This window comes from Chryseobacterium sp. PvR013 (assembly GCF_017833095.1).
Classification (GTDB): domain Bacteria; phylum Bacteroidota; class Bacteroidia; order Flavobacteriales; family Weeksellaceae; genus Chryseobacterium; species Chryseobacterium culicis_A.
This window is the reverse complement of sequence record NZ_JAFIBT010000001.1, coordinates 2748463-2768948: the sequence shown is the minus strand read 5'-3', so window position 1 is coordinate 2768948 and position 20486 is coordinate 2748463. Positions and strand designations below refer to the sequence as shown.

Sequence of the window (20486 nt, the reverse complement as noted above, 5' to 3'; positions counted from 1 at the left end):
AAAACTTATGTTTTTCAATCAAAAATCCCAGTCAGTAATGACTGGGATTTTGTATCTGAAGAGGTGGGATGACTCTTTTTGTTATCTTTTTCTGTAAGGAATATTCCAGATCAGGTCTGCTGCCAGATAGTGAACACCTCCGTGATGAATACTTCTGCTGTCCCTGATCAGATCATCCATATATCCTATATCTACGGTAAAAGGAGAATTAGGAATCGTAAACATATAATAAGCGGCAATACGCATTTCACGATATCCAAATGAGCTCCACTCAGCATCCGGCTCATTGAGATGGCTTATGGAAAACAATGCTTCTGCACTCAAAGCCAGCTTCTGATTGTTTTTAGGAGATAAATTATAGGTAAGCTGACTCTTAATACGGGTTCTCAACTGAAAATCTTCTTCTACTTTATGAAAGCCTGCGTCATAAAACTTTCTGAATTCCTGTCGTACTGTATTCTTTAGCTTCCATTTTTTTCCAAGATCAAAAGTGTAGGCATATCTTCCGTAAACTCTGAATTCCTGTTCCGTATTTTCTTTATCATAAGGGGCTGTACTTTCATACTGGGGCTGCCTGCGGTAGCTCAAAGCATAACTATACTGCTGGTGGGGAGCAAAGGAATGGTAGGCTTCATGATTCAACACAATGATCGCTTGTTTTGAAAATAAATGATGATCATCCGGATTGCTTTTTCTCCCGATGGCAACATAGCTCAAAGCCTGCTTCTTGCCCAGAGAATCAAGCTGTTGCTTCACTCCAAAAGCTCCCCAGAATGCATTGTTGGCATCTCCCAGTCCAGGTGGACTGATCTGTGCTTTAACCGATGTTCCTATACATCCCAATAAAAATAATCCTGCAAAAAATTTCTTCATGCTCAATAGTGTGGATAACTGTTTTCCTGTTAATTTCAAATGACTGCGAAACCATAAGATGGAAATGAATACCGTTGATACGCAGAGAGAATACTTCGTGGTCACAAAATTAGAGGCTTTATTCATAGGATGTTTATTCAAAATCTTGTAATACTGTTTAAAAACAAGACAAAATAAACACTTGATTTAGGATAGATTTGGGAATGAAGTAAAGGAAAGCCCATATTAGAAAAAAATACAATCAGAATAAGTTGAAAGAAAGAATGTTATATGGCTATTGAAGTTGAGATAAAATCGTATAACGGATGAATTGTGGTATTGTTTGCTTTACTTGGTATTTTTAAGTTGATTTTTTTAAAAATGATGTATATGAGATGTATGTAAATTTTATTATGCTGTATATCAGATGTATGTAGTTTTATAATGAAACTAAGGGTCATGATTAATTTTGTAAGGTAATATAGAATATTAACCTTCTAACAAGATTTACCATGAAAGAAAAAAAATTTACTTACAAAAGTATCAGACATTTATTGTCGATAGGTTTAACGTTTTGTTCCGGATTTGCCTTTTCGCAGGCTGGTAATGTTGGAATTAATACACCAACCCCTCAAAAGACGCTGCATGTTAACGGATCACTTCAGGTGACCAATGAATTTAATCTGGGAGGTACAGCTAGCACAGCCGGATCACCCGGACTCACTAATCAGGTTTTGGTATCTCAAGGAGCAGGAAATCCAGTCATATGGAAGAATGTGAGTGATTTAATACCATCTAACACTTATACGTTGAAATTATTTAAGGATGCTGTAACCACTTACAATTATTTGACTTCAAGTCAAGTTAATGTAAGTGTCCTTTTAGGAACAGTGGCTGGGGTGACCATCTCTAAACCAGTTAATACTGTTGTTGTTTACTTGGATGTAGATGCCTACTCTTATCAGCTTTACGATCAATCTGCTATAGCTTATTTTCTTAAAACGAGTATAACACAAGGTGCTACGGAAATATCCGTGCAAAGTTCCCAGCTTTTAATATTAAGTGGAACGCTTTTTGCTGATAGTAGAAATCCTAATTTTAAATCATTTGTATACAAAAATCTGCCGGTAGGGACTTACAATGTTAATCTTTTTGGTAATAGACAAAATTCTGCAGGACCAAATGCAAGTAAGAATTTAGAGTTTATACCTGGAAATATACATGTTTATTTGTATGAGTCTAACTAATATTCTAAAATATTGAAAGATATAGATGTATTTTGAAAAATAGTAAATGTATCTCCTGGTGGTGTTTCTTAACTGAAAATCTTCCCATACTTTATGAATGTCACTCACTCCCATATTAGAAAAAAATAAACTCAGGATATGATGAAATAAAAAATGGTATATAGTCTTTTGGGTTGTGATAAAGCCATATAATGGATGATATTGTGGTATTGTTTGCTTCATTTGATGTTTTTAAGTTGATGTTTTTTAAAATGATGTACATGAGGTGTATGTAAATTTTATTATGCTGTATATCAGATGTATGTAATTTTATAATAAAACTAAGGGTCATGATTAATTTTGTAAGGTAATATCGAATATTAACCTTCTAACAAGATTTACGATGAAAGAAAAAAAATTTACTTACAGAAATATCAGACATTTACTGTTGATAGGTTTGACGCTTTGTTCCGGGTCGGCCTTTTCGCAGGCTGGTAATGTTGGGATTAGCACACCAACCCCTCAAAAGACGCTGCATGTTAACGGATCACTTCAGGTGACTAGGGAAATTAACCTTGGAGGGACTGCAAGTACAGCCGGATCATCCGGACTCAGTAATCAGATTTTAGTGTCACAGGGTACCGGAAACCCGGCGGTCTGGAAAAATCTGGGAGATATAGTAGGACCCAGCAGTACATTGAGGTCATTTAATGAACTTGTAACGAATCAAGTTCTAATGAATGTAAGTAATGAAAATGGCGCTTCTCTTGTACTGGGTGTTAAAAGTGGAATAACGGTAAGTAACCCCAATAATATTGTGGTAGTATATATTGATATAGATAGTTATTGTACTGTGTTTTCCTCTACATCTTCAATATCCTATTCCTTTTTGGCCAATATCGTAATTCCATCGGGAGAATTTGGTGTTATTGATTCTGGAGTTCTAGCATTAGATGGAAGTAATTTTTCTAATGCCAGACAAGGTAATTTCAGATCTTTTGTCTTTAGAAATGTACCTGTCGGGAATTTTAATGTAGGAATATATGCCAAAAGATTAGCTCATGTAGGCCCGAATGGAACGAGTGACCTGTTTTTTTTACCAGGAAATGTACATATTTATGTATATGAGAAAAACTAGATTTTATTAATAAATACTACAGTATCTTTTGCGGCTGGCAAATAATGGGTTTCATCTGCCAGCCGCAAATACTGCAGTAATAGAATGGTATAAATTTGTTAAGGCTCTTGAGGTTATACTCCTGTTTTACACATAGCATCCCATGTTGTCCAGAAATGGGCATTAATAGCTCCGATAGGAGGATTTATACTGTCTGCAACAATTCCTACCATAGAAGCACAGTTGGAATTGCAGCCTATTTCATTATGACTCCCTTGTTGAGGAGGAATCTGACGCCATGTACCGGTAGATCCGCTTAATAATTCTACCTTGATTTCAAAGATTCCGGAAAGATGAGGAGTCTGGATCTGTTGGGTAGGATTTTCACTGGAAATGGTATCGCTCCAGTTTCCCTGGGAAAAAGTTACTCGCCATGTAGAGATCATTTTAGAGGTGTCATTTTGTGGGGAAAGATATACCCAGAACTGTGCTCCGTTTCCAAGTATTACCTGACCGGAAGAATTTGCATTTACACTTGTTGATGTCATATTAGTTTGGTTTTTAGGTGATTAGATTATACTTCAAAGTAACGAAGGGCAAAGCACATAAGGTAACGTATAAATGACCAATTATCAGACTGGGTAGAAATACCTATCGTGAATATAGGTAAATAATCATAGAATATGAATTACAAAAAAGCCTGTGCTAATCATTAGCACAGGCTTTAATTTCTTGCAGAAAGGAAGGGATTCGAACCCTCGATACAGTTACCCGTATACTACCTTTCCAGGGTAGCTCCTTCAACCACTCGGACACCTTTCTTTTTGAGATTGCAAAAATAGTGTATTTTCTGGAATATCCAAATTATTCTTACAAATTAATCTGTAATTTCTCCACAAAGGCTTCTGGTGAAATTATCGGCAAAGCTTCCGGTGTAGCTTGGGTTATCAATAAGATGCATGGCTTTGGTAATGGCTGTTTCTGCCGTCATATCCCTTCCGCTGATGGCTCCGATTCTGGAGAAGATATTACTGTTTTCATATTTTCCAAATGAGATGCCTCCTGAAATACACTGGCTTACCACCACAATTTCCGTTCCGTTATCTCTGATTTCCTGAAGCGTTTCCTGGGTTTTTGCACTGCTGAAAATAGTTCCTGAGCCGAAAACCTGAAGAATAAGAACCTTCATTTTAGGGATTTCTCTGAAGTGGCTCAGATGCATTCCCGGAAAAATTCTCCAGAATAAAATATCTTCAGAAATATGTTCATCCACATGAAATTCTACTTTCGGGTCACAACGGAATAAGTTGTCTTTAAGAATATTTAAATGAACTCCGGACTGTCCAAGGATTGGGTAATTCGGACTTGAATAGGCATCAAAATACTCTGCAGAATATTTCAATGTTCTGTTTCCTCTTAATAATTTGTATTCAAAATAAATGGCAACCTCCTGAATCACTGCTTCATCATTTTCATAAAGGCTTGCGTAATAAAGGCTTGTCAGAAGATTTTCCTTGGCATCCGTTCTCAGGTCACCAATGGGAAGCTGAGAACCCGTCATGATGACCGGTTTTCTTAATCCTTTTAGCATGAAGCTTAATGCTGATGCGGTGTAAGACATGGTGTCTGTTCCGTGAAGAATCAGGAAACCGTCATAATCATCATAATTTTTGTGAATATAATTGGCGATTACTCTCCATTCTTCAGGTCCCATATCCGAAGAATCCAGTGGTTTGGCAAAAGGATGAACAAAGACTTCACATTCCATGAGTCTCATTTCAGGCATCTTTTCAAATATATTTCCAAAATCAAAGGCACGGAGACTTCCGGTTTCATAATCTTTTTCCATTCCGATGGTTCCACCGGTATAGATGAGCAGGACTTTTCGCTTCATGTACTAATTTTAATTAAGAATTGGAGCCCGATGAGGGTTCATAGGTCAAAATTACGTTAATTTGCAAAGATTTGAAAATGAATGAAACGCTTAGGGTAAAATTTTATGAAAATAAGAGGATTATCATGGGAATTTCATCAGGCTATTGAAATAAATAACGAAATGCAGATGAGTGATTTAGCACAGACTTATGAATATTTAAAACAGTTTTTAACCGAAGAAAGATTGGCAAAAATTGAACATTTCTCTCAGGAGAGTTCAGACTTTGTGCTTCCGGTAGTAGAAGATGTCTATCAGTTTAGAAATGCAGCTGCTATTGTACGCTCTGTAGAGGCTTGTGGCTTTCATAAAGTGGTGGCTTTGCAGGAAGAATATAGTTTTGAACCGAATCTTCGCGTAACCAAAGGGGCGGATACATGGGTTGAGGTTGAAAAACTTCCCAGAAATATGGAATCCTTTCAGAGTATTAAAGACAGAGGATATAAAATTGTAGTGGTTTCGCTGGAAAACAATGCTAAAATGCTTCCTGAATATGAAATTACAGAACCCATTGCTTTGGTTTTTGGAACGGAGATGGAAGGTGTTTCCCAGGAAATTTTAGATTTTGCGGATGAAACACTGGCTATTCCGATGTATGGATTTACAAGAAGTTTTAATGTTTCTGTAGCGGCTTCAATTTGTATGTATGAACTGAAACAAAAGCTGATAAAATCTGATATTGATTATAAATTAAATGAAGAAAAGCTTTTAAGGATGAAAATCCTTTGGGCTGTAAATTCTATGAGAAGCGGGCAGCAGATTTTTGAAAAATATCTGAGAGAGAATAATATTGACTGGAAATAATGAATCGGAAATAAAAAAAGAGAAGTTTTTAAGCTTCTCTTTTTGTTATTTATATCATATTATAATAATTCCATGCGGCGACAAAAACTCCGGCAGTTTCTGTTCTGAGTCTTTGGTTTCCAAGGGATACTGCCTTTACTTTATTTTCTGCCAGAAATGCAATCTCCTTTTCAGAAAAATCGCCTTCCGGACCTATGAGAAAGGTAAGCTGTTCCAGCTGAGGAATATTTTTAAGATCTATTCTTTCCAGATTTTCATGGCAGTGGGCTACAAAAGTATGTTCCGGATCAGTGTTTTTCAGAAAGTCAGTAAGTTTTACCGCGTCATTAATCACCGGAAAATGGAATCTCAAACTTTGCTTTGATGCGGCAATAGCCTGTTTTCTGATTTTATCAATATTGATGTTTTTACGTTCTGTTTTCTCTGTGATGATAATGCTTATTTCTGAAGTCCCCATCTCCACGGCTTTTTCCACAAAGAATTCAATTCGGTCAATATTTTTAGTAGGCGCAATCGCAATATGAAGTTTAGGATTGAATTCTGGCAGGTTTTCTTTGATCTCAGAAACTTCAATACCAGCTTTCTTCCCTTCTATAATCAGTTTTCCGGATGCCAGCTTTCCTTTTCCGTCTGTCACATGAATATCTTCGCCATCCCTCATTCGCAGAACTTTCACGATATGCTGCTGTTCATCATCATTGATGACAACTTTTTGATCCGTTATTTCTCCGTAAAATAATTTCATATATCCTGACTTATAAAGGCAACTCCTGTTTTGATGGTTGTATAAATATCTGTATCACATTCCCGGTAAGAACACATGTATATTTCTTCAATCCAGGTATTATTAATGAAAATCAAATTCAGGTATTCCTGTTTTCTCAAATTGTTTTTGATTGATAAATAATCTCCTTCCTTTGGAGTGTATGGGAAACTGAAAAGATGTTCAGAATTGATTAATTTTAAAACTTCATCTTTTATGTCCTGAATATATCCCGTCTCAGAACTTGATGGGAAATCATCTAAAGAATTCTCCGGGTTGTCATTTTTTCCTGTAATTGTTTCCAGTATCCAGTAATATTTCGAATTCTTTTTAGAATGTGTTCCCAGTACTTTTTCTTCTAAGAGTATTTTCATAAATCGTATTTTGCCGTTGCAGAAGTCCTTAAATCTGTAAATTCTCCACGTTCAAATTTCAACTTCGCTACCATGGCAATCATAGCAGCATTGTCTGTTGTATATTCAAATTTGGGAATGTAGATATTCCAGCCCAGTCTTTCTTTATTGTCTTCCATTGTTTTTCTCAGAGCAGAATTGGCAGAAACACCGCCTGCAATGGCCACTTCATTCACCTTAAGATCTTTGGCCGCTTTTTCAAGCTTATTCATTAAGATTTCAATAATAGATTTCTGTACGGAAGCACAAAGGTCATTCAGATTTTCTTTAATGAAATCCGGATTTTTTCTGACTTCTTTCTGGATGAAGTATAACACAGAAGTTTTAATTCCGCTGAAAGAATAATCGTAATTCTCCAGCTTTGGTTTGTTGAATTTAAAAGCATCAGGATTTCCCTCCTTGGCAAGTCTGTCGATGATAGGCCCTGCCGGGTAATCAAGGTCAAAGATTTTTCCTATTTTATCAAAAGCTTCTCCTGCGGCATCATCGATGGTTTTTCCAATGATTTCCATGTCGAAATAGTCTTTCACCAATACAATCATGGTATGTCCGCCACTTACGGTAAGACATAAGAAAGGAAAGGCAGGCGGCACAGGATTTGCATCTTCGATGAAATGGGCCAAAATGTGGGCTTGAAGGTGATTTACTTCAATTAATGGAACGTTTAAGCTCATAGCCAAAGACTTAGCAAATGATGTTCCTACAAGAAGAGATCCTAAAAGTCCGGGTCCGCGTGTAAATCCTATAGCTGAGATAGCATTTTGTTGTATATTTGCTTTGGAAAAAGATTTTTCAACAACGGGGATAATATTTTGCTGATGGGCCCGTGAAGCCAATTCAGGAACAACACCACCATATTCTTTGTGGATGGCCTGATTCGCGGCAATGTTTGAAAGAATAGAATTTCCCTTGATGATAGCTGCTGAGGTGTCGTCGCAGGACGATTCAATACCTAAAATTATAGAGTCGCTCATAATAATGGCAAAGTTAGAGAATAATAACGAGAATGAGAATAAAAAATCAGTAGCTGAAAACCTAGGTGATCAGGTACAGAAAACTGTCGAAAATGTAGAGGGAAAAGTTCGGGAGACAGTGAAGGAAGCATCTGAGCTGGCTTCAGATGCCCTGCATCATCCTGTGGAAACCGCTGAAGAGTTTGGGAAGCAGGCTGTGAAAGATGTTACCAGCTATACCTGGTGGGCAAAACTGCTCTTGATTCTCTTTTGGCTGGGCATTGTTCTCGTTGGAGGAGTACTGATTGCGATCAATCTTCCTGTGACAAAGAAATGGGCAGCTGATCAAGCATTGAAACTGGTTAATAATGATTTTAAATCCGATTTTTCTACTGAAAGTGTAGATGTAAACTATTTCGGAGATGTAACCATAAAAGGGTTAAAGGTAAAAGATTACAAAGGTTTTAATTTTATCACAGCCCGTGAGTTTCGTGCAGATTCCGACTGGATATCTCTGGCAGTAAATGCCATTTCAGGAAGCAGCAATTCTTTAAGTTTCAATTCTCTTGCTCTTGTTAATGCCGATGTGAAGGTAATTACTTATAAAGGCGACAGTATTTCCAATTTTGTAAGATTCGTAGACCTTTTTGATAACGGAAAGAAAAGAGATCCGAAAAAACCTCCTTTTCAGCTGAATTCCAGAATCCAGATTATTGATTCCAAAGTTTCTATTGTTAATGAAAATTCTCCCGGTGAACAGGGAAAATGGCTTACTGCTACAAAATTCAACTTAAAAGCCCCGAATGTAAAAGTCAATGGCCCGAATGTTTCGGCATTGATTAATAATATGTCTTTTGTAACTTCAAGATGGGGAAAAGCCCATATCGTAGATACATTTTCAACCGAACTGTCTTTAACGAAGCAGTTTTTATCATTAAAAGATCTTACCCTTAATACAGATCATACTTTACTTCAGGGAGATATTAAATTCAACCTTCACGACGGATCCTGGGCAGATTTTGCTGACAGGGTACGATGGGATATGAATATCAAACAGGGAAGTCAGTTAAGTGGTTATGATATCAGTTATTTTGTAACCAATTGGGATAATATCAAACCGTTCAATCTTTCGGGGATAATGACAGGACCTTTAAACAAATTTCATCTGGAAAACTTCCTGATCAGAAATCCTGATGTCAATATTGCTACCAAAACAATGAAGGTTGATAACCTGCTGAAAGGACATTTTGCTATTGAAACGAAAGAACTTTCCACGGATTTTACTTACAAGGATTTAAAAGCAATGATGCCTTCTTTTATCTCCAAAAAGATGAAAAATTTTGCCGATGATTTTGGAAAACTGAAATACAATGGAACGGCAAAAGTAAATCCTGATCAGATCTATGTAGACAGTGGAAACTTAATGACCGGAATTGGGCAGGCGAAAATTTCCAAACTTACCTTAACGGGGTACAGTACTGCCATGCCAAAATATTCCGGGTATCTTGACGTGAAAGATCTTAATACCTCTGTGATCACAAAGAATAAAACGGTAGGTTTGATTTCCGGTAAATTTGATCTTAACGGGCAAAGCTTTGATGTGAATACCATGCGTCTGACAACGAAATCCCAGATTGCAAGTATTGAAATTATGGATAAAACGATCAATAATCTGTATCTGGACGGATTATTGGATCATAAAAAATATAACGGACTGATTACTGTTAATGATGAACAGGCGAAAGCTACCATCAAAGGATTAATAGATTTCAGTACTCCAAGAATAGCAATGGACGTGAACGCAGATGTCACGTACCTGAATATGAATTATTTCACCAATAAACCTGGTACTCAGGTAGTCAGTGGACAGGTGGATGGAAAGATGGCCATGTCATCTATTAATGACCTTACGCTGGATGTGAATGCTAATAATCTTTATTTTGCTACAGCTACCCAAAAATATAATATTCCGAATGCCAAGCTAAAAACATTTATAGAAGCAGGCAGCCGTGTGATTGATGTAGATGCTCCGGGAGCTGCTACAGGTAAAATTTCAGGAAAATATAGTCTTGCAGATCTTGCCGGAATGGTAGAAAACGGACTAGGGAAAATATTAGTGGGGCCACCGCCAAGAAAATTATACCGTGGACAGAATTTTGCGCTGAAATTTGATGTTCAGCAAGGATTGGTTAATTATTTCCTACCTGAATTGAGATTGCCACAGGGAGCTCTTGTGGAAGGCGAATATGACGGAAACTCAAATAACCTGATCCTGAATCTTGATGCAGCTTCTTTAAAATATATGATGACGAAGGAGGAAGAAATTACAGATGCCGATAATGCACTGGCTGCTTCCAGTCCTGATTACAAAGTGAATGACAGGAAGAATATCAACAGAGACAGTGCTATGGTGGATAGTGTTAAGGTGAGAATTAACACGGCAGATCTTAATCAGCAATTGTATGCTAAGATCAACAGAGTCCTCTATAATAAAAATGTGATCAAAGATTTTGAGCTTAAAGGAAATAATGAGAATGGGAATACCCTTCATTTAGCAACTGTATTCAAACATGGAAGTCCTGATGATGAATTGAATGAAAAGCTTAAAGAATATGCCATTAACGTAGATCAGTCTACCGATGCTGCAGGTGATTATGTATTCAGGTTTGAACCTACGGAAGTGAAATTCAATGAAGTTACCTGGGCTATAGATACAAGTCCTGAACTGAATCATTCCATTACTTACAGGAAGAAAACAGGAGATTTTGATATCCGGAATTTAAGAGTGTATTCTGATAAGAGTGCTTTGTTTATTAAAGAAGCACAATTTAAATCCGCAAAAGATTTTTATGTAGACGCTGATATCAATGATTTTGCTGTAGAAAAGCTTCTGGATATGCAGTCCGGAGGAAATACAATGGATATTAAAGGTCTTGCCAACGGAAGTGTTAAGATCAAAATGGATAAAAGTACCCTTCAGCCACTGGTAGATCTTAATATTGATGATATCAAGATGAATGGCAATGATATGGGAGATATCTCTATCTCTGCTACCAATGGGTTCTCACTGAATGTGTATGATATTGATGTAAAAGTTCATTCTGCAGGAGTACTGGGAAATAACAGTCTTAATCTTACAGGAACCGTTAATAATAATACTTCTTCTCCGATCATTGATCTTACAGCAGAAATGCGTGATTTTGATCTTTCATTTACGCAGCAGTTTGTGCAGACTATTTTCGGAAATTTACGTGGGAAAGCGACAGGAGATCTTAAAATTAACGGAAAGCTGAGCAACCTTGATTATAGTGGAGATATTGCATTAAAAGATTTTGGATTGAAACTTCTGTTTACCGGGGTAGATTATTCATTTGATGATACAGTAATTCAGCTGACCAAAGGACTTGCGATTCTCAATAATATTGAAGTACACGACGGAAGAACCAATTCTAAAGGGAATATTTCCGGTGCAATCCAGTTTGAAACCCTTTCTTCAATGGGGGTATCTCTCGTAATGAGAGCGGATAACCTATTGATGCTGAATACCACACAAAAAGATTTTGACCTGTTCTGGGGAAGAGTGTATGGACAGGGAGATCTGTACGTAGACGGACCTGTTTCAGGATTGAGTATAACGACTCCTAATATGAAGGCTCTTAATGGAAGTACCTTTACCTTTAACTCCAGTTCTACTTCCAATGTTGAAGAATTTAAAATGCTGAGGTTCCTGAAAGAAGGGAAAGACGGTCTGATTACACTGGAAGAGAAGAAAAAAACTGGGGCCAACATGAATATTGATTTCAATCTGGCTGTAGATAAAGGAACTACTGTGAATGTATTGGTAGGAGATGATGTAGGTAATATTACCGTAAAAGGATCAGCTGATCCTTTGAGGTTTCACATGAACAGACAGGGGAATATTGCCATGAGCGGCACCTATAAAGTGGATAACGGAACATTTGTTTCTAAAGCCATCCTTAACAAAACATTCCAGATTGAAAGAAACAGCAGCATCAGATGGGATGGGGATGCTATGAAGCCTGCATTAGATATTAATGCCAATTATATAAGAATGGTTTCCAATGCCGGAGAATATCTTAGTATGGGGAAACTACAGCCTATCAGTATCTTGCTGCAGGCCCATATTACCCAGTCGTTGGTAGATCCTCAGATTGATCTTAATGTGACGGCAATGGATGTATCCAGTCAGGTAAGAGAGACCTTAGCTGCGAAAATGAGCCAGGAAGGAGAAAAAGTTCTTCAGTTCGGATCTGTACTCCTATTGAGTACCTTCAACGTCTCGAACTCTGGTGGATTTGATGTGAACGTAGGAAATGTTGCGGAATCTTCGGGATATAATATGCTTCTGAAACAGCTGGGATCTGTTCTTAATACCATGAGTAATGAATTCCAGATCGACCTTAATTATGTAAAAGGAGACCAGAACTCCAATTTTGGAGACAGGGCCAATGCAGGAGTAAGTGTAGCCCTTTCCCCAAGAGTTAATATCAAGACCGGGCTAGGTATTCCTTTATCAAAAACAGATGGTGCCCAAAACAATTATCTATCCACCGAAGGGTCTGTAGAATATGATTTGTCTAAGAAAAATGATGGTTCTTTAGTTATACGCGCTTATTCCAAGCCTACAAACATCGGAATGGTGAGTACAAACGGTTCTGCTAATCAAGCCTATGGAGGAGGGGTAGTGTGGAGTAAAAGCTTCAATTCTTTGTTTAAAAAGAAGAAAAAAGACAAAAAAACTTCAGACGCAAAAGGTGAAATAAAAACAGATTCTATAAAATCAAATGCTAAATAATTAGAATATTTTAATGATTTTTATCATCTGTGTTAATTATTGTTAATATTTGATATATATTTTTTAGTTAAATTATTTTTCGTAAATTTGCAAAAAATACATAGATTTTTTAAAGAAATTGTAATTTAACTAATATGAACTATCAACTGGACGAAATAGACAAGAAGATTCTTGATTTCTTAGTAGAAAACACAAGAATGCCTTTTACTGAAATTGCAAAGCAGATGGATGTTTCTGCTGGAACAATTCACGTAAGAGTGAAAAAGATGGAAGATGCAGGTATTATTTTGGGATCATCTCTTAACATCGATTATGGTAAGCTGGATTATCACTTTACAGCTTTCATAGGTATCCTTTTGACAAAATCAAACCGTACTCAGGAAGTATTGAAAGAATTGTCAACTTTACCTAACGTAATCGAAGCTAGCGTTATTTCCGGGAAATATAATATTTTCTGTAAAGTAAGAGCTAAGAATACGGATGATGCTAAAAGAATTATTTACCAGATCGATGACATTCAGGATGTAATGAGAACTGAAAGTATGATCTCTATGGAGGAATTCTTAAGTGACAAAAACAGACTGATCAACGCAATCTCTGTGTAAGTCAAATTTTAAACGAATAATTATAAAAGAACTTATGAAATCTCTCATAAGTTCTTTATTTTTGTAGGTATGGAAGAATACAGCTATTTTGACGAAGACCCGAAGAAAGGATGGGGATTCATACTGGCATTTGCTGCCTTGATGTTGTTTACCGTAATGGGACTTGGAATAGATGTGGATGAATATCTGCAGCACGAATATCTGGAGATTCCGAGGTGGTACTTTTATGTGATATTTTCTATTGATGTACTGATGGTAATCGGGCTGGTGCTGATGTTCTTCTACAGAAAAGCAGGAATTTTTATGTTCCCCGCTTTACTGGTGCTGCATTTCTTTATGCACAATTATTACCTGTCTACATTCCTGTATACAGATGTAACCAATCTTTTCCTGTTTACAGGATTCGGAATGCTTGCCATTATCCCGAAATGGAAGTTTTTTAAATAAGGATTAAATCAAATACAACAAGATAACAAACCGCTTTTAAATCAAATTTAAAAGCGGTTTTTGATTAACAAGAGGAAAAAACATTATCTACGATCCCAATGAATGGAAAATTTCTTGCTTTAAAGGATTACTGTTCCAATCCTCCCATTCTCCTGTATAGGGATTATAGCCACATTTGAGAGGTTTTGATACATTGATGCCTTTTTTGTTTTTTAGAGCATTTTCGGTATAAGCCCGGCAGTCTGTGCAGACATAACGGAACTCACAGTCTTTACAGATTTCAATACTGTCTTTAGTGAGGTTCCAGTATTTTTTGAAATCATGTTGATTGACTGCCTCTTCAAGACTCTGTGTATTGATGTTTCCAAAGCTTTCTTTCATAAGAGGACAGTTTTTGATATTGCCGTTTCGATCAATACCCATCTTTTTATACAGGCAGGAATTATGGTTAATCGCTTCAATAACTTTAGGAATATTGGTATTGAAGTACTTCAGTTCCACTTTTCCACAGGCAGAGAGTTGCAGATCATCTTTCAGAAAATGCAGCGAGAATCTGTATTCATCTTTAGCTTTGAAAGGAGGTTTCGAACAATTGTAGAAAATGAGACTGTATATTCTGACTGTATTTTTTTGGAGAGCCTGTATAAAAGATAGGTTAATTTTCTGATGAAACGGAGAAAAAATTTCTATTCCTGATAAGACTGAGGTGGTAAAAGTTTTATCAATTTCTATAAAATCCTTTGAGGTTAAAGGTTTCGGACTATAAATAACCAAATGTCTAATTCCCAGGTTTTCTACCGATGATTTTATTTTTTTTAGGATCTTAATATCTTCCATCTCCAGGAAAAGATTGGTTATTGTACTAGGTTCATGATATTCATAGGAGAGAGGAGGGAAATTCCTGTCCCAATCATTTTCTGTTATAAATCCATACTCTTTTTCTAACAAAAGGCTGAGATATTCCTGAACGATTTCTCTGGACTCCTCATCATAATTCTTCAACAAATCTTCAATGGAATATTTTTTCAGTTCCATAATAACCTCATGCAGCTCCAGTGGATACAATTCTGATATATTCCTTTGGAGATCTGAAATAAGAATTCTGGTGGCGCCTTTGGTGATGAGGATGGTTGAGAATAAGTTGAAATAATTCATAAGTTAGGTAAAGTTTTTTTCATTATTTTGATACATGTGGGTTGTCAATTTTTCTTAATTTTATCTTTTCTGATTTTAGATGAATGTTTAATACTGGGTAGGCCAATACTTTTACGGTTGCGGTTAATCCGGACAGAATCCTGATTATTGTTCCGTAAACTGTATCGTACAGCAGTATTTCTATAGTAATCATAGGTATCAGACATTAAGGCATATTCCTGTGGAGAACAATGACCTGATTTTACATATTCGAATAATTTTTTTCTGAATTCAGGGTATTTTTTTGAACCAATCATATGGCTTAATAATGTGGGCATAGCAATGAAAACGTCATTGTTTCCTAATCTACCTATTTTTTGTCCATCAGGAAATCCGTAATGTCCAAATGTCCAGAAAAAAAGATCTGCATTTTTTTCAATGTTCTTATATACAAGGGGGATATTCTTAGGCCGCCCTTCCTGGTCACGGATCATCGCTATAGTAAAGGAGTCCACAAGCCTTTTATTCAGTTTTTTTTTCCAGTCGGCTACTTTTTGGTTGATTTCCAGACTGTCTATTCCATATTTCTTGCAGAGAGGATAAAGTTTTTTATATTCATTACCATAGGGAGCTATTAGTGTAATAAGCTTGTATAGGCTCTTTTTCCCGCCAAAGTTTTTATGGTACTGATCAGCAAGTTTAATATAAGTTTTGTATTCTTCAGTAAGCTCTTGGTTTTTTGGTTCATACTTCTGAAATAGTTTTTTGAATTTTTTTATGGCTTTTTCAGGTTTATTAGCCATTCGGTAAATACTGTCAATCTCGTTTACCTTGTTATAGTATAAGAGGTAATTTCGGTTTTTACAGGCATAAAGAAATAGACAAAGAATCAAATAAGTTATATACTTAAAATTAATATCTGGTTTTTGGGGTTTTATATTAAAATGTTTCATAATAACCGATTCAGTGATTTGATGGGTCTTTCTCTGATATAGAAATTGGTCTGATATTTTTCACATTCTAAAATGTAGATTACATCATTAGGCTTTTTAAGTTTCTGATCATTGAAAGGCTCAATATGCTTGAAGGTAAGCGGAAGCTTGTTTTTTTCTTTAACTTTAATTTTCATAAGTAATTGGCAATTTCTTTGTCGATCGAATAGTTGCATACATGAGATAATCCTAAAAACTGTCCGATAGTGTTAACCTCTAAGAAATAAAAAGTACCATCTTTTCCTTTGATGAAATCCAGTGAACCACTATTAAGATCTAATGTCTGCATCAGAAGATGAATTTTTTCCTCAATGTCAATGCTAAGTGTGTAAGGGATATTTCTGTTAGGTTTTTCTAAATTATATTTTCTGAAATCTGTCTTGGTCAGCTCGTCATTTTGAGAAAAAATCGCCATTGAATAGCACTTTCCATTAAGGTAAAATACTCTGATTTCAAATTCCTTATCAATCTTATTCTGAAAGAATGTAGTGAAGAACTTTCCTTTTTCTCTTTTTTGTATTGTTGAAGTATACATTATACCATTTAAATCTTCATCAATATTATCTAAGATGGGATTTCCACCAATGGTTTTCACAATGGTTTTATCTAAAGAGACCAAATCCGTATTATCTGCCAGAAAATATTCAGGAATTTCCAGCCCAACTTTTTTAGCCTTTTCGAGCACTAGAAGTTTATTAACATCACTGTTGCTTTCTTTATTAATATGCTTTTTGGACTCAAGTGTTGCCCTTACATAATCTTCCAGCCAATGCTGCACTTCATTCATATGAGCGTTTACGGAAGGGTTTGTATAGCTGAGGCGTTTAATGTTTAATCCACCTCTTCTGTACCATACACTATTGATTTCGTCCAGAAAAAAAGTATTTCTGTCGCTTTTTAAGAATATTTTCTTGTTCTCCGTTTTAATTTCAAAAATTTCGTCCTCATGTATACGGATAAATTTCTTGTTCATTTGAAGGAGCCATTTTATAATTTTATTAGTGGTTCTTTCGTTGTTATTGGAAATAATAAGGATCATTTTTTAAAGTAATCTTTTGTGATTTTAGAAGAATGTTGAATACTGGGTATGCCTATTTTTTTTCTTTCCTGATTGGCTTTTATAGTATCCACAATAGCATCATAGGTTAGGTACATACCATATAAGATTCCCTCCTTGCTGATTTGCAGATTGTGCCGGTCTACCATATTAGCGTAGTCTTTTGGGATACAGTCTCCGGATTTTATATATTCCAGCATTTTTGCTTTGAAATAGGGATATTCTTTTTCACCTGCCATATGACTGAATAAGGGATGCATGGGCATAAATACACCATCATTTCCAATGAGACCGATTTTTTGTACCGAAGGGTAACCATAGTTTTCAAAGGTCCATTTTAACAACTGTGCATTTATCCTGTCATTTTTTTTCATGAGTTGAAAGTTTCTTCTACCTTCAGCCTGATCACGCGTGAAAGCAATACTGAAGGAGTCTACGAGTATCTTATTTAAACCTTTTTTCCAATCTGCAATTCTCTGTTTTACCTCGGTGCTATCTATACCATACCTTTGAAACAACCCGAAATAACTTCCATATGATCCTTCATAAGGAGCAATTAAAGGGACAAGCTTATATAGACCTTTCTTTCCTCCGAAATTCTTATGATGCTGATCTGCCAGCTTGATATAGGTCTCATATTCTTTAATTCTTTCCTGATTTTTTGGGTGGTATTTTCGGAATAATTTTCGGTACTGTTTTATAGTTTCTTCCGGTTGATGTGTTGTGCGGTAAATACTGTCAATTTCATTTACCTTATTGTAATATAAAATATAGTTTCGATTTTTGCAGGCAGAAATAAATAGACAAAGAATAGGGAAAACTATATACGTTAAATTAATGTCTTTGTTTTGTGTTTTTATATTAAAATATCTCATAGTAGCCTTGTAAGTGGTTTAAAGGGTTTTTCACGAATGTAAAAATCAGAGTTGTATTTTTTAGATTCCAGAAAATATACAGTATTACTGGTAAGTTTTGCATTAGCTTTACTACCAAATTTCGTAATATTTTTAAATGTTAATGGGAGTTTATGCTTTTCTCCAAATCTATTTCTCATAAGTATTCTGCTATTTCTTTTTCTAATGAGTAATTACATATATTTGATAAATATCCAAATTGCCCTATTGGATTTACCTCTAAAAAATAAAACTTATCTCCACTTTTCATAAAATCCAAAGAACCACAATTCAGATCAAGAAGCTCCATCAGCTGATGAACTTTTTCTTCGATCTCGAGTGGAAGATTATATCTTATATTTCTATTACGCTTTTTATAGTTGTAATTTCTAAAATCAACTTTTGTCTGCTCGTCATTTTGTGAAAAAATACCTATGGACCAACATTTCCCATTTAAATAGAAAGTCCTTACCTCAAAATCCTTTTCAATTTTTTCCTGAAAGAAAGTAGGAAAGAAGTTTTCTTTTTCATATTCTTCAACTACTGAAGTAAACATCATCCCATTTGAATTTTTATAGAAAAATTCTAACATAGGGTTTCCTGCTATGGTTTTTACTATTGTTTTTCCCAAAATAACATCATCAGTATTTTCAGATATAAAGTATGGCGGAACATCTAACCCTACTTTTTCAGCTTCTTCTAATACCAAAAGTTTATTTACCAAACTATTGCTTTCTTTATTGATATGCTTTACAGATTCAAGTTTTTTCTTCACATAATCTTCTAGCCAGTGTTGTGTTTCATTCATGTTGATATTTATAGCCTTATTTTTATATCGAAGACGTTTAAAATTCAAACCTCCCCTTCTATACCAGACACTATGAATATCATCAAGAAAAAAAAGGCTACGGGCACTTTCTAAAAAAAAAGATTTATTCCGAATTTTGATTTCAAATATTTCGTCCTCATGTACTCGGATAAATTTTTTCTCCATTACCAAAAGCCATTTGATAACTTCTGTAGTTGAAATATCATTATTATCAGAAATTATTAATATCATTTTTTCTTTGAATTATTCTTTAAAAATTCTTTTGTTATTTTTCTCCTAGCTTTGAGACTTTGCAGCCCGATAAGTTTTCTATTGTAATTAATATTCACAGAATCTTTTATAATTTCTTCATCAGTACTTTTTACACCATATACAGGTTTTAAATGATTAACCTGAACATGTCTTTCTATCATTTCTACATAATCTCTTGGGGGTAGATCACCAGATTTCACATAGTCTAATAGTTTGGTTTTGAAATATGTATAGTCTTCTATTTGCGCCATATGATTTAAGTAAATCAACATTGGCATAAAAACGCCATCCTCTGTTTCAAGTCCTATTTTTTGCATTGATGGGTAGCCATAGTTTGCTAATGTCCACTTTAGCAATGCAGCATTTTTTCTAAAATTATTTAGTGATTGTTGACCCGTCATTGAATCCTTCGCCTGATCTCTGATAAATGCGATCCTAAAAGAATCAATAAGTTGCTTGTTTAACGAATTTTTCCATTCAAGGACCTTCTGCTCTACTGTAATACTATCAATACCATATTTTTTATATAGTTTAAAAAAATCTGTATCTTCTCGTTTGAACTTCCAATAGGGAGCAACTAAGGGTATAAGTTTATATAGGCTTTTTTTTCCTCCAAAATTTTTATTGTATTTATCTGAAAACTTAATATAGTTTTCGTATTCTTCCATTCTTTCATCATTTCTTGGCTCAAAATTTCGGAATACTCTTTTAAATTTTTTTATAGCAGTAAGAGTATCATTTTTCATTCTGTAGATACTATCAATTGAATTTACACGGTTGTAATATGCAATGTAATCAAGCTTATTATTTCGACACGAAGTTAAAATAAGGTAACTGGCAACAAGGAAAACGCTACTAATTTTAAAATATTTTTTTGTACAATTATACATTTTGAAAAATTTTTAATTGATACTCTAATTTCGTATAAAATCAAAAGAACTAAAGAGAAATTCTCTCTTTAGCTCCTAATAGTTTAAATTTAATGCTTAGGCAGGCTCTGTGATAACAGCTACTAATTTATTGTCTCTGTATACACCTGTATCAGAACCGCTTCCAGTTTCATGTGTCCATTGCATGGTTGTTTCAGCCATCATTAGACCTCCGTTGATTTTTGATAAATCATTTAGTTTCTTGTTTTCCAAAGAAGAGAAGTCTCTCTTCATTCCATTTAATTTTTTCATGTTTGTAATTTTTTGAAATTTTGAAATTTAATTTTGTCATATAATCCCTGACATGGGTTTTTGCTGATCAGCTTTTATTTTTTGTTGTGCGCATCAACAAAAAACATCACTTGTGTTTTCTTCTGTAAACATAGAGTGAACAACTATTAAAACTTTCATTTTTTACCCTTAAACTTTTACTTAAATTACTAAGGGTACAAAATAAGGGTTGTTAATATG

At 35.2% G+C, this 20486-nt stretch carries 20 protein-coding genes and 1 tRNA gene; 6 read left to right on the top strand and 15 right to left on the bottom strand.

Annotated elements, in window-relative coordinates; all coding sequences use genetic code 11:
- Nucleotides 1-81: 81 nt before the first annotated feature.
- Nucleotides 82-873, bottom strand: coding sequence for a DUF2490 domain-containing protein (locus tag JOE44_RS12500; protein ID WP_209785846.1), 792 nt, complete (start codon nucleotides 871-873; stop codon nucleotides 82-84).
- 491 nt (nucleotides 874-1364) lie between these two features.
- Between JOE44_RS12500 and JOE44_RS12495 the strand changes: the two genes are divergently transcribed.
- Entirely contained in the window at nucleotides 1365-2099 is a 735-nt protein-coding gene (locus JOE44_RS12495; RefSeq protein WP_209785845.1) for a hypothetical protein, read from the top strand.
- Nucleotides 2100-2481: 382 nt separating this feature from the next.
- A complete protein-coding gene (locus JOE44_RS12490; RefSeq protein ID WP_209785844.1) occupies nucleotides 2482-3216 on the top strand; it encodes a hypothetical protein in 735 nt (244 codons plus the stop codon).
- Between the two features lie 113 nt (nucleotides 3217-3329).
- Here the strand turns inward: JOE44_RS12490 and JOE44_RS12485 are convergent, their stop codons facing one another.
- The 3 genes from JOE44_RS12485 to JOE44_RS12475 all read right to left on the bottom strand — a co-directional run bounded on the left by JOE44_RS12485 (nucleotide 3330) and on the right by JOE44_RS12475 (nucleotide 5089).
- Nucleotides 3330-3743: a hypothetical protein gene (locus JOE44_RS12485; protein ID WP_209785843.1), complete on the bottom strand. Its 414-nt coding sequence runs from the start codon at nucleotides 3741-3743 to the stop codon at nucleotides 3330-3332.
- Between the two features lie 187 nt (nucleotides 3744-3930).
- Nucleotides 3931-4017, bottom strand: a tRNA-Ser gene (locus JOE44_RS12480).
- A 55-nt stretch (nucleotides 4018-4072) separates the two neighbouring features.
- Complete coding sequence (locus JOE44_RS12475) at nucleotides 4073-5089, bottom strand: asparaginase (protein ID WP_105684535.1); 1017 nt, start codon at nucleotides 5087-5089, stop codon at nucleotides 4073-4075.
- A gap of 162 nt (nucleotides 5090-5251) precedes the next feature.
- On the opposite strand from JOE44_RS12475, the gene JOE44_RS12470 reads away from it, so the two are divergent.
- Entirely contained in the window at nucleotides 5252-5932 is a 681-nt protein-coding gene (locus JOE44_RS12470) for an RNA methyltransferase (RefSeq protein WP_209789193.1), read from the top strand.
- Nucleotides 5933-5981: 49 nt separating this feature from the next.
- On the opposite strand, the gene JOE44_RS12465 is transcribed toward JOE44_RS12470, so the two are convergent.
- The 3 genes from JOE44_RS12465 to tsaD are packed head-to-tail and all read right to left on the bottom strand — an operon-like array spanning nucleotide 5982 to nucleotide 8082.
- Nucleotides 5982-6677 carry an RsmE family RNA methyltransferase gene (locus JOE44_RS12465; protein ID WP_209785842.1) on the bottom strand — a complete coding sequence of 232 codons (696 nt, stop codon included), beginning with the start codon at nucleotides 6675-6677 and terminating at the stop codon, nucleotides 5982-5984.
- Nucleotides 6674-7069: a hypothetical protein gene (locus JOE44_RS12460; RefSeq protein WP_209785841.1), complete on the bottom strand. Its 396-nt coding sequence runs from the start codon at nucleotides 7067-7069 to the stop codon at nucleotides 6674-6676. The genes JOE44_RS12465 and JOE44_RS12460 overlap by 4 nt, the downstream gene beginning before the upstream one ends.
- The gene (tsaD, locus tag JOE44_RS12455; RefSeq protein ID WP_105684531.1) at nucleotides 7066-8082 is read right to left on the bottom strand and encodes a tRNA (adenosine(37)-N6)-threonylcarbamoyltransferase complex transferase subunit TsaD; all 1017 of its coding nucleotides are present in this window, start codon (nucleotides 8080-8082) and stop codon (nucleotides 7066-7068) included. Before tsaD ends, JOE44_RS12460 begins: the two co-directional genes overlap by 4 nt.
- A gap of 4 nt (nucleotides 8083-8086) precedes the next feature.
- Here tsaD and JOE44_RS12450 point away from each other — a divergent pair, with 4 nt between their 5' ends.
- The 3 genes from JOE44_RS12450 (at nucleotide 8087) to JOE44_RS12440 (ending at nucleotide 13929) form a co-directional block, all read left to right on the top strand.
- Nucleotides 8087-12877: a translocation/assembly module TamB gene (locus JOE44_RS12450; protein WP_209785840.1), complete on the top strand. Its 4791-nt coding sequence runs from the start codon at nucleotides 8087-8089 to the stop codon at nucleotides 12875-12877.
- Between the two features lie 134 nt (nucleotides 12878-13011).
- Nucleotides 13012-13482, top strand: a complete 471-nt coding sequence (locus tag JOE44_RS12445) for an AsnC family transcriptional regulator (protein ID WP_034696982.1) — start codon at nucleotides 13012-13014, stop codon at nucleotides 13480-13482.
- A 69-nt stretch (nucleotides 13483-13551) separates the two neighbouring features.
- Nucleotides 13552-13929 carry a hypothetical protein gene (locus JOE44_RS12440; RefSeq protein WP_209785839.1) on the top strand — a complete coding sequence of 126 codons (378 nt, stop codon included), beginning with the start codon at nucleotides 13552-13554 and terminating at the stop codon, nucleotides 13927-13929.
- An 87-nt stretch (nucleotides 13930-14016) separates the two neighbouring features.
- Here JOE44_RS12440 and gwsS read toward each other — a convergent pair whose 3' ends face one another.
- From gwsS to JOE44_RS12400, 8 genes are all read right to left on the bottom strand, one after another.
- A complete protein-coding gene (gene gwsS / locus JOE44_RS12435; protein WP_209785838.1) occupies nucleotides 14017-15084 on the bottom strand; it encodes a grasp-with-spasm system SPASM domain peptide maturase in 1068 nt (355 codons plus the stop codon).
- A 44-nt stretch (nucleotides 15085-15128) separates the two neighbouring features.
- The gene (locus JOE44_RS12430) at nucleotides 15129-15866 is read right to left on the bottom strand and encodes a hypothetical protein (protein WP_245169774.1); all 738 of its coding nucleotides are present in this window, start codon (nucleotides 15864-15866) and stop codon (nucleotides 15129-15131) included.
- A gap of 146 nt (nucleotides 15867-16012) precedes the next feature.
- Nucleotides 16013-16192, bottom strand: a complete 180-nt coding sequence (locus JOE44_RS12425) for a hypothetical protein (protein WP_209785836.1) — start codon at nucleotides 16190-16192, stop codon at nucleotides 16013-16015.
- Nucleotides 16189-17094: a grasp-with-spasm system ATP-grasp peptide maturase gene (gene gwsG / locus JOE44_RS12420; RefSeq protein WP_209785835.1), complete on the bottom strand. Its 906-nt coding sequence runs from the start codon at nucleotides 17092-17094 to the stop codon at nucleotides 16189-16191. Before gwsG (JOE44_RS12420) ends, JOE44_RS12425 begins: the two co-directional genes overlap by 4 nt.
- Nucleotides 17091-17987 (bottom strand): hypothetical protein, encoded by an 897-nt coding sequence (locus JOE44_RS12415; protein ID WP_245169773.1) that lies wholly within the window; start codon nucleotides 17985-17987, stop codon nucleotides 17091-17093. The genes gwsG (JOE44_RS12420) and JOE44_RS12415 overlap by 4 nt, the downstream gene beginning before the upstream one ends.
- Before the next feature lie 175 nt (nucleotides 17988-18162).
- Entirely contained in the window at nucleotides 18163-19065 is a 903-nt protein-coding gene (gene gwsG / locus JOE44_RS12410; protein ID WP_209785834.1) for a grasp-with-spasm system ATP-grasp peptide maturase, read from the bottom strand.
- A complete protein-coding gene (locus JOE44_RS12405) occupies nucleotides 19062-19832 on the bottom strand; it encodes a hypothetical protein (protein ID WP_209785833.1) in 771 nt (256 codons plus the stop codon). Before JOE44_RS12405 ends, gwsG (JOE44_RS12410) begins: the two co-directional genes overlap by 4 nt.
- A 240-nt stretch (nucleotides 19833-20072) precedes the next feature.
- On the bottom strand, nucleotides 20073-20267 hold the full coding sequence (locus JOE44_RS12400) for a grasp-with-spasm system A modified peptide (protein WP_209785832.1): 195 nt from the start codon (nucleotides 20265-20267) through the stop codon (nucleotides 20073-20075).
- Nucleotides 20268-20486: the final 219 nt, after the last annotated feature.

Coding starts and splice junctions, on each gene's coding strand:
- JOE44_RS12450 (WP_209785840.1), top strand. CDS start 8,087: ATGGCAAAGTTAGAGAATAATAACGAGAATGAGAATAAAAAATCAGTA.
- JOE44_RS12485 (WP_209785843.1), bottom strand. CDS start 3,743: ATGACATCAACAAGTGTAAATGCAAATTCTTCCGGTCAGGTAATACTT.
- JOE44_RS12490 (WP_209785844.1), top strand. CDS start 2,482: ATGAAAGAAAAAAAATTTACTTACAGAAATATCAGACATTTACTGTTG.
- JOE44_RS12460 (WP_209785841.1), bottom strand. CDS start 7,069: ATGAAAATACTCTTAGAAGAAAAAGTACTGGGAACACATTCTAAAAAG.
- tsaD (WP_105684531.1), bottom strand. CDS start 8,082: ATGAGCGACTCTATAATTTTAGGTATTGAATCGTCCTGCGACGACACC.
- JOE44_RS12430 (WP_245169774.1), bottom strand. CDS start 15,866: ATGGCTAATAAACCTGAAAAAGCCATAAAAAAATTCAAAAAACTATTT.
- gwsG (WP_209785835.1), bottom strand. CDS start 17,094: ATGATCCTTATTATTTCCAATAACAACGAAAGAACCACTAATAAAATT.
- JOE44_RS12440 (WP_209785839.1), top strand. CDS start 13,552: ATGGAAGAATACAGCTATTTTGACGAAGACCCGAAGAAAGGATGGGGA.
- JOE44_RS12445 (WP_034696982.1), top strand. CDS start 13,012: ATGAACTATCAACTGGACGAAATAGACAAGAAGATTCTTGATTTCTTA.
- JOE44_RS12400 (WP_209785832.1), bottom strand. CDS start 20,267: ATGAAAAAATTAAATGGAATGAAGAGAGACTTCTCTTCTTTGGAAAAC.
- gwsS (WP_209785838.1), bottom strand. CDS start 15,084: ATGAATTATTTCAACTTATTCTCAACCATCCTCATCACCAAAGGCGCC.
- JOE44_RS12470 (WP_209789193.1), top strand. CDS start 5,252: ATGCAGATGAGTGATTTAGCACAGACTTATGAATATTTAAAACAGTTT.
- gwsG (WP_209785834.1), bottom strand. CDS start 19,065: ATGATATTAATAATTTCTGATAATAATGATATTTCAACTACAGAAGTT.
- JOE44_RS12495 (WP_209785845.1), top strand. CDS start 1,365: ATGAAAGAAAAAAAATTTACTTACAAAAGTATCAGACATTTATTGTCG.
- JOE44_RS12415 (WP_245169773.1), bottom strand. CDS start 17,987: ATGAGATATTTTAATATAAAAACACAAAACAAAGACATTAATTTAACG.
- JOE44_RS12500 (WP_209785846.1), bottom strand. CDS start 873: ATGAAGAAATTTTTTGCAGGATTATTTTTATTGGGATGTATAGGAACA.
- JOE44_RS12465 (WP_209785842.1), bottom strand. CDS start 6,677: ATGAAATTATTTTACGGAGAAATAACGGATCAAAAAGTTGTCATCAAT.
- JOE44_RS12475 (WP_105684535.1), bottom strand. CDS start 5,089: ATGAAGCGAAAAGTCCTGCTCATCTATACCGGTGGAACCATCGGAATG.
- JOE44_RS12405 (WP_209785833.1), bottom strand. CDS start 19,832: ATGAAAAATGATACTCTTACTGCTATAAAAAAATTTAAAAGAGTATTC.
- JOE44_RS12425 (WP_209785836.1), bottom strand. CDS start 16,192: ATGAAAATTAAAGTTAAAGAAAAAAACAAGCTTCCGCTTACCTTCAAG.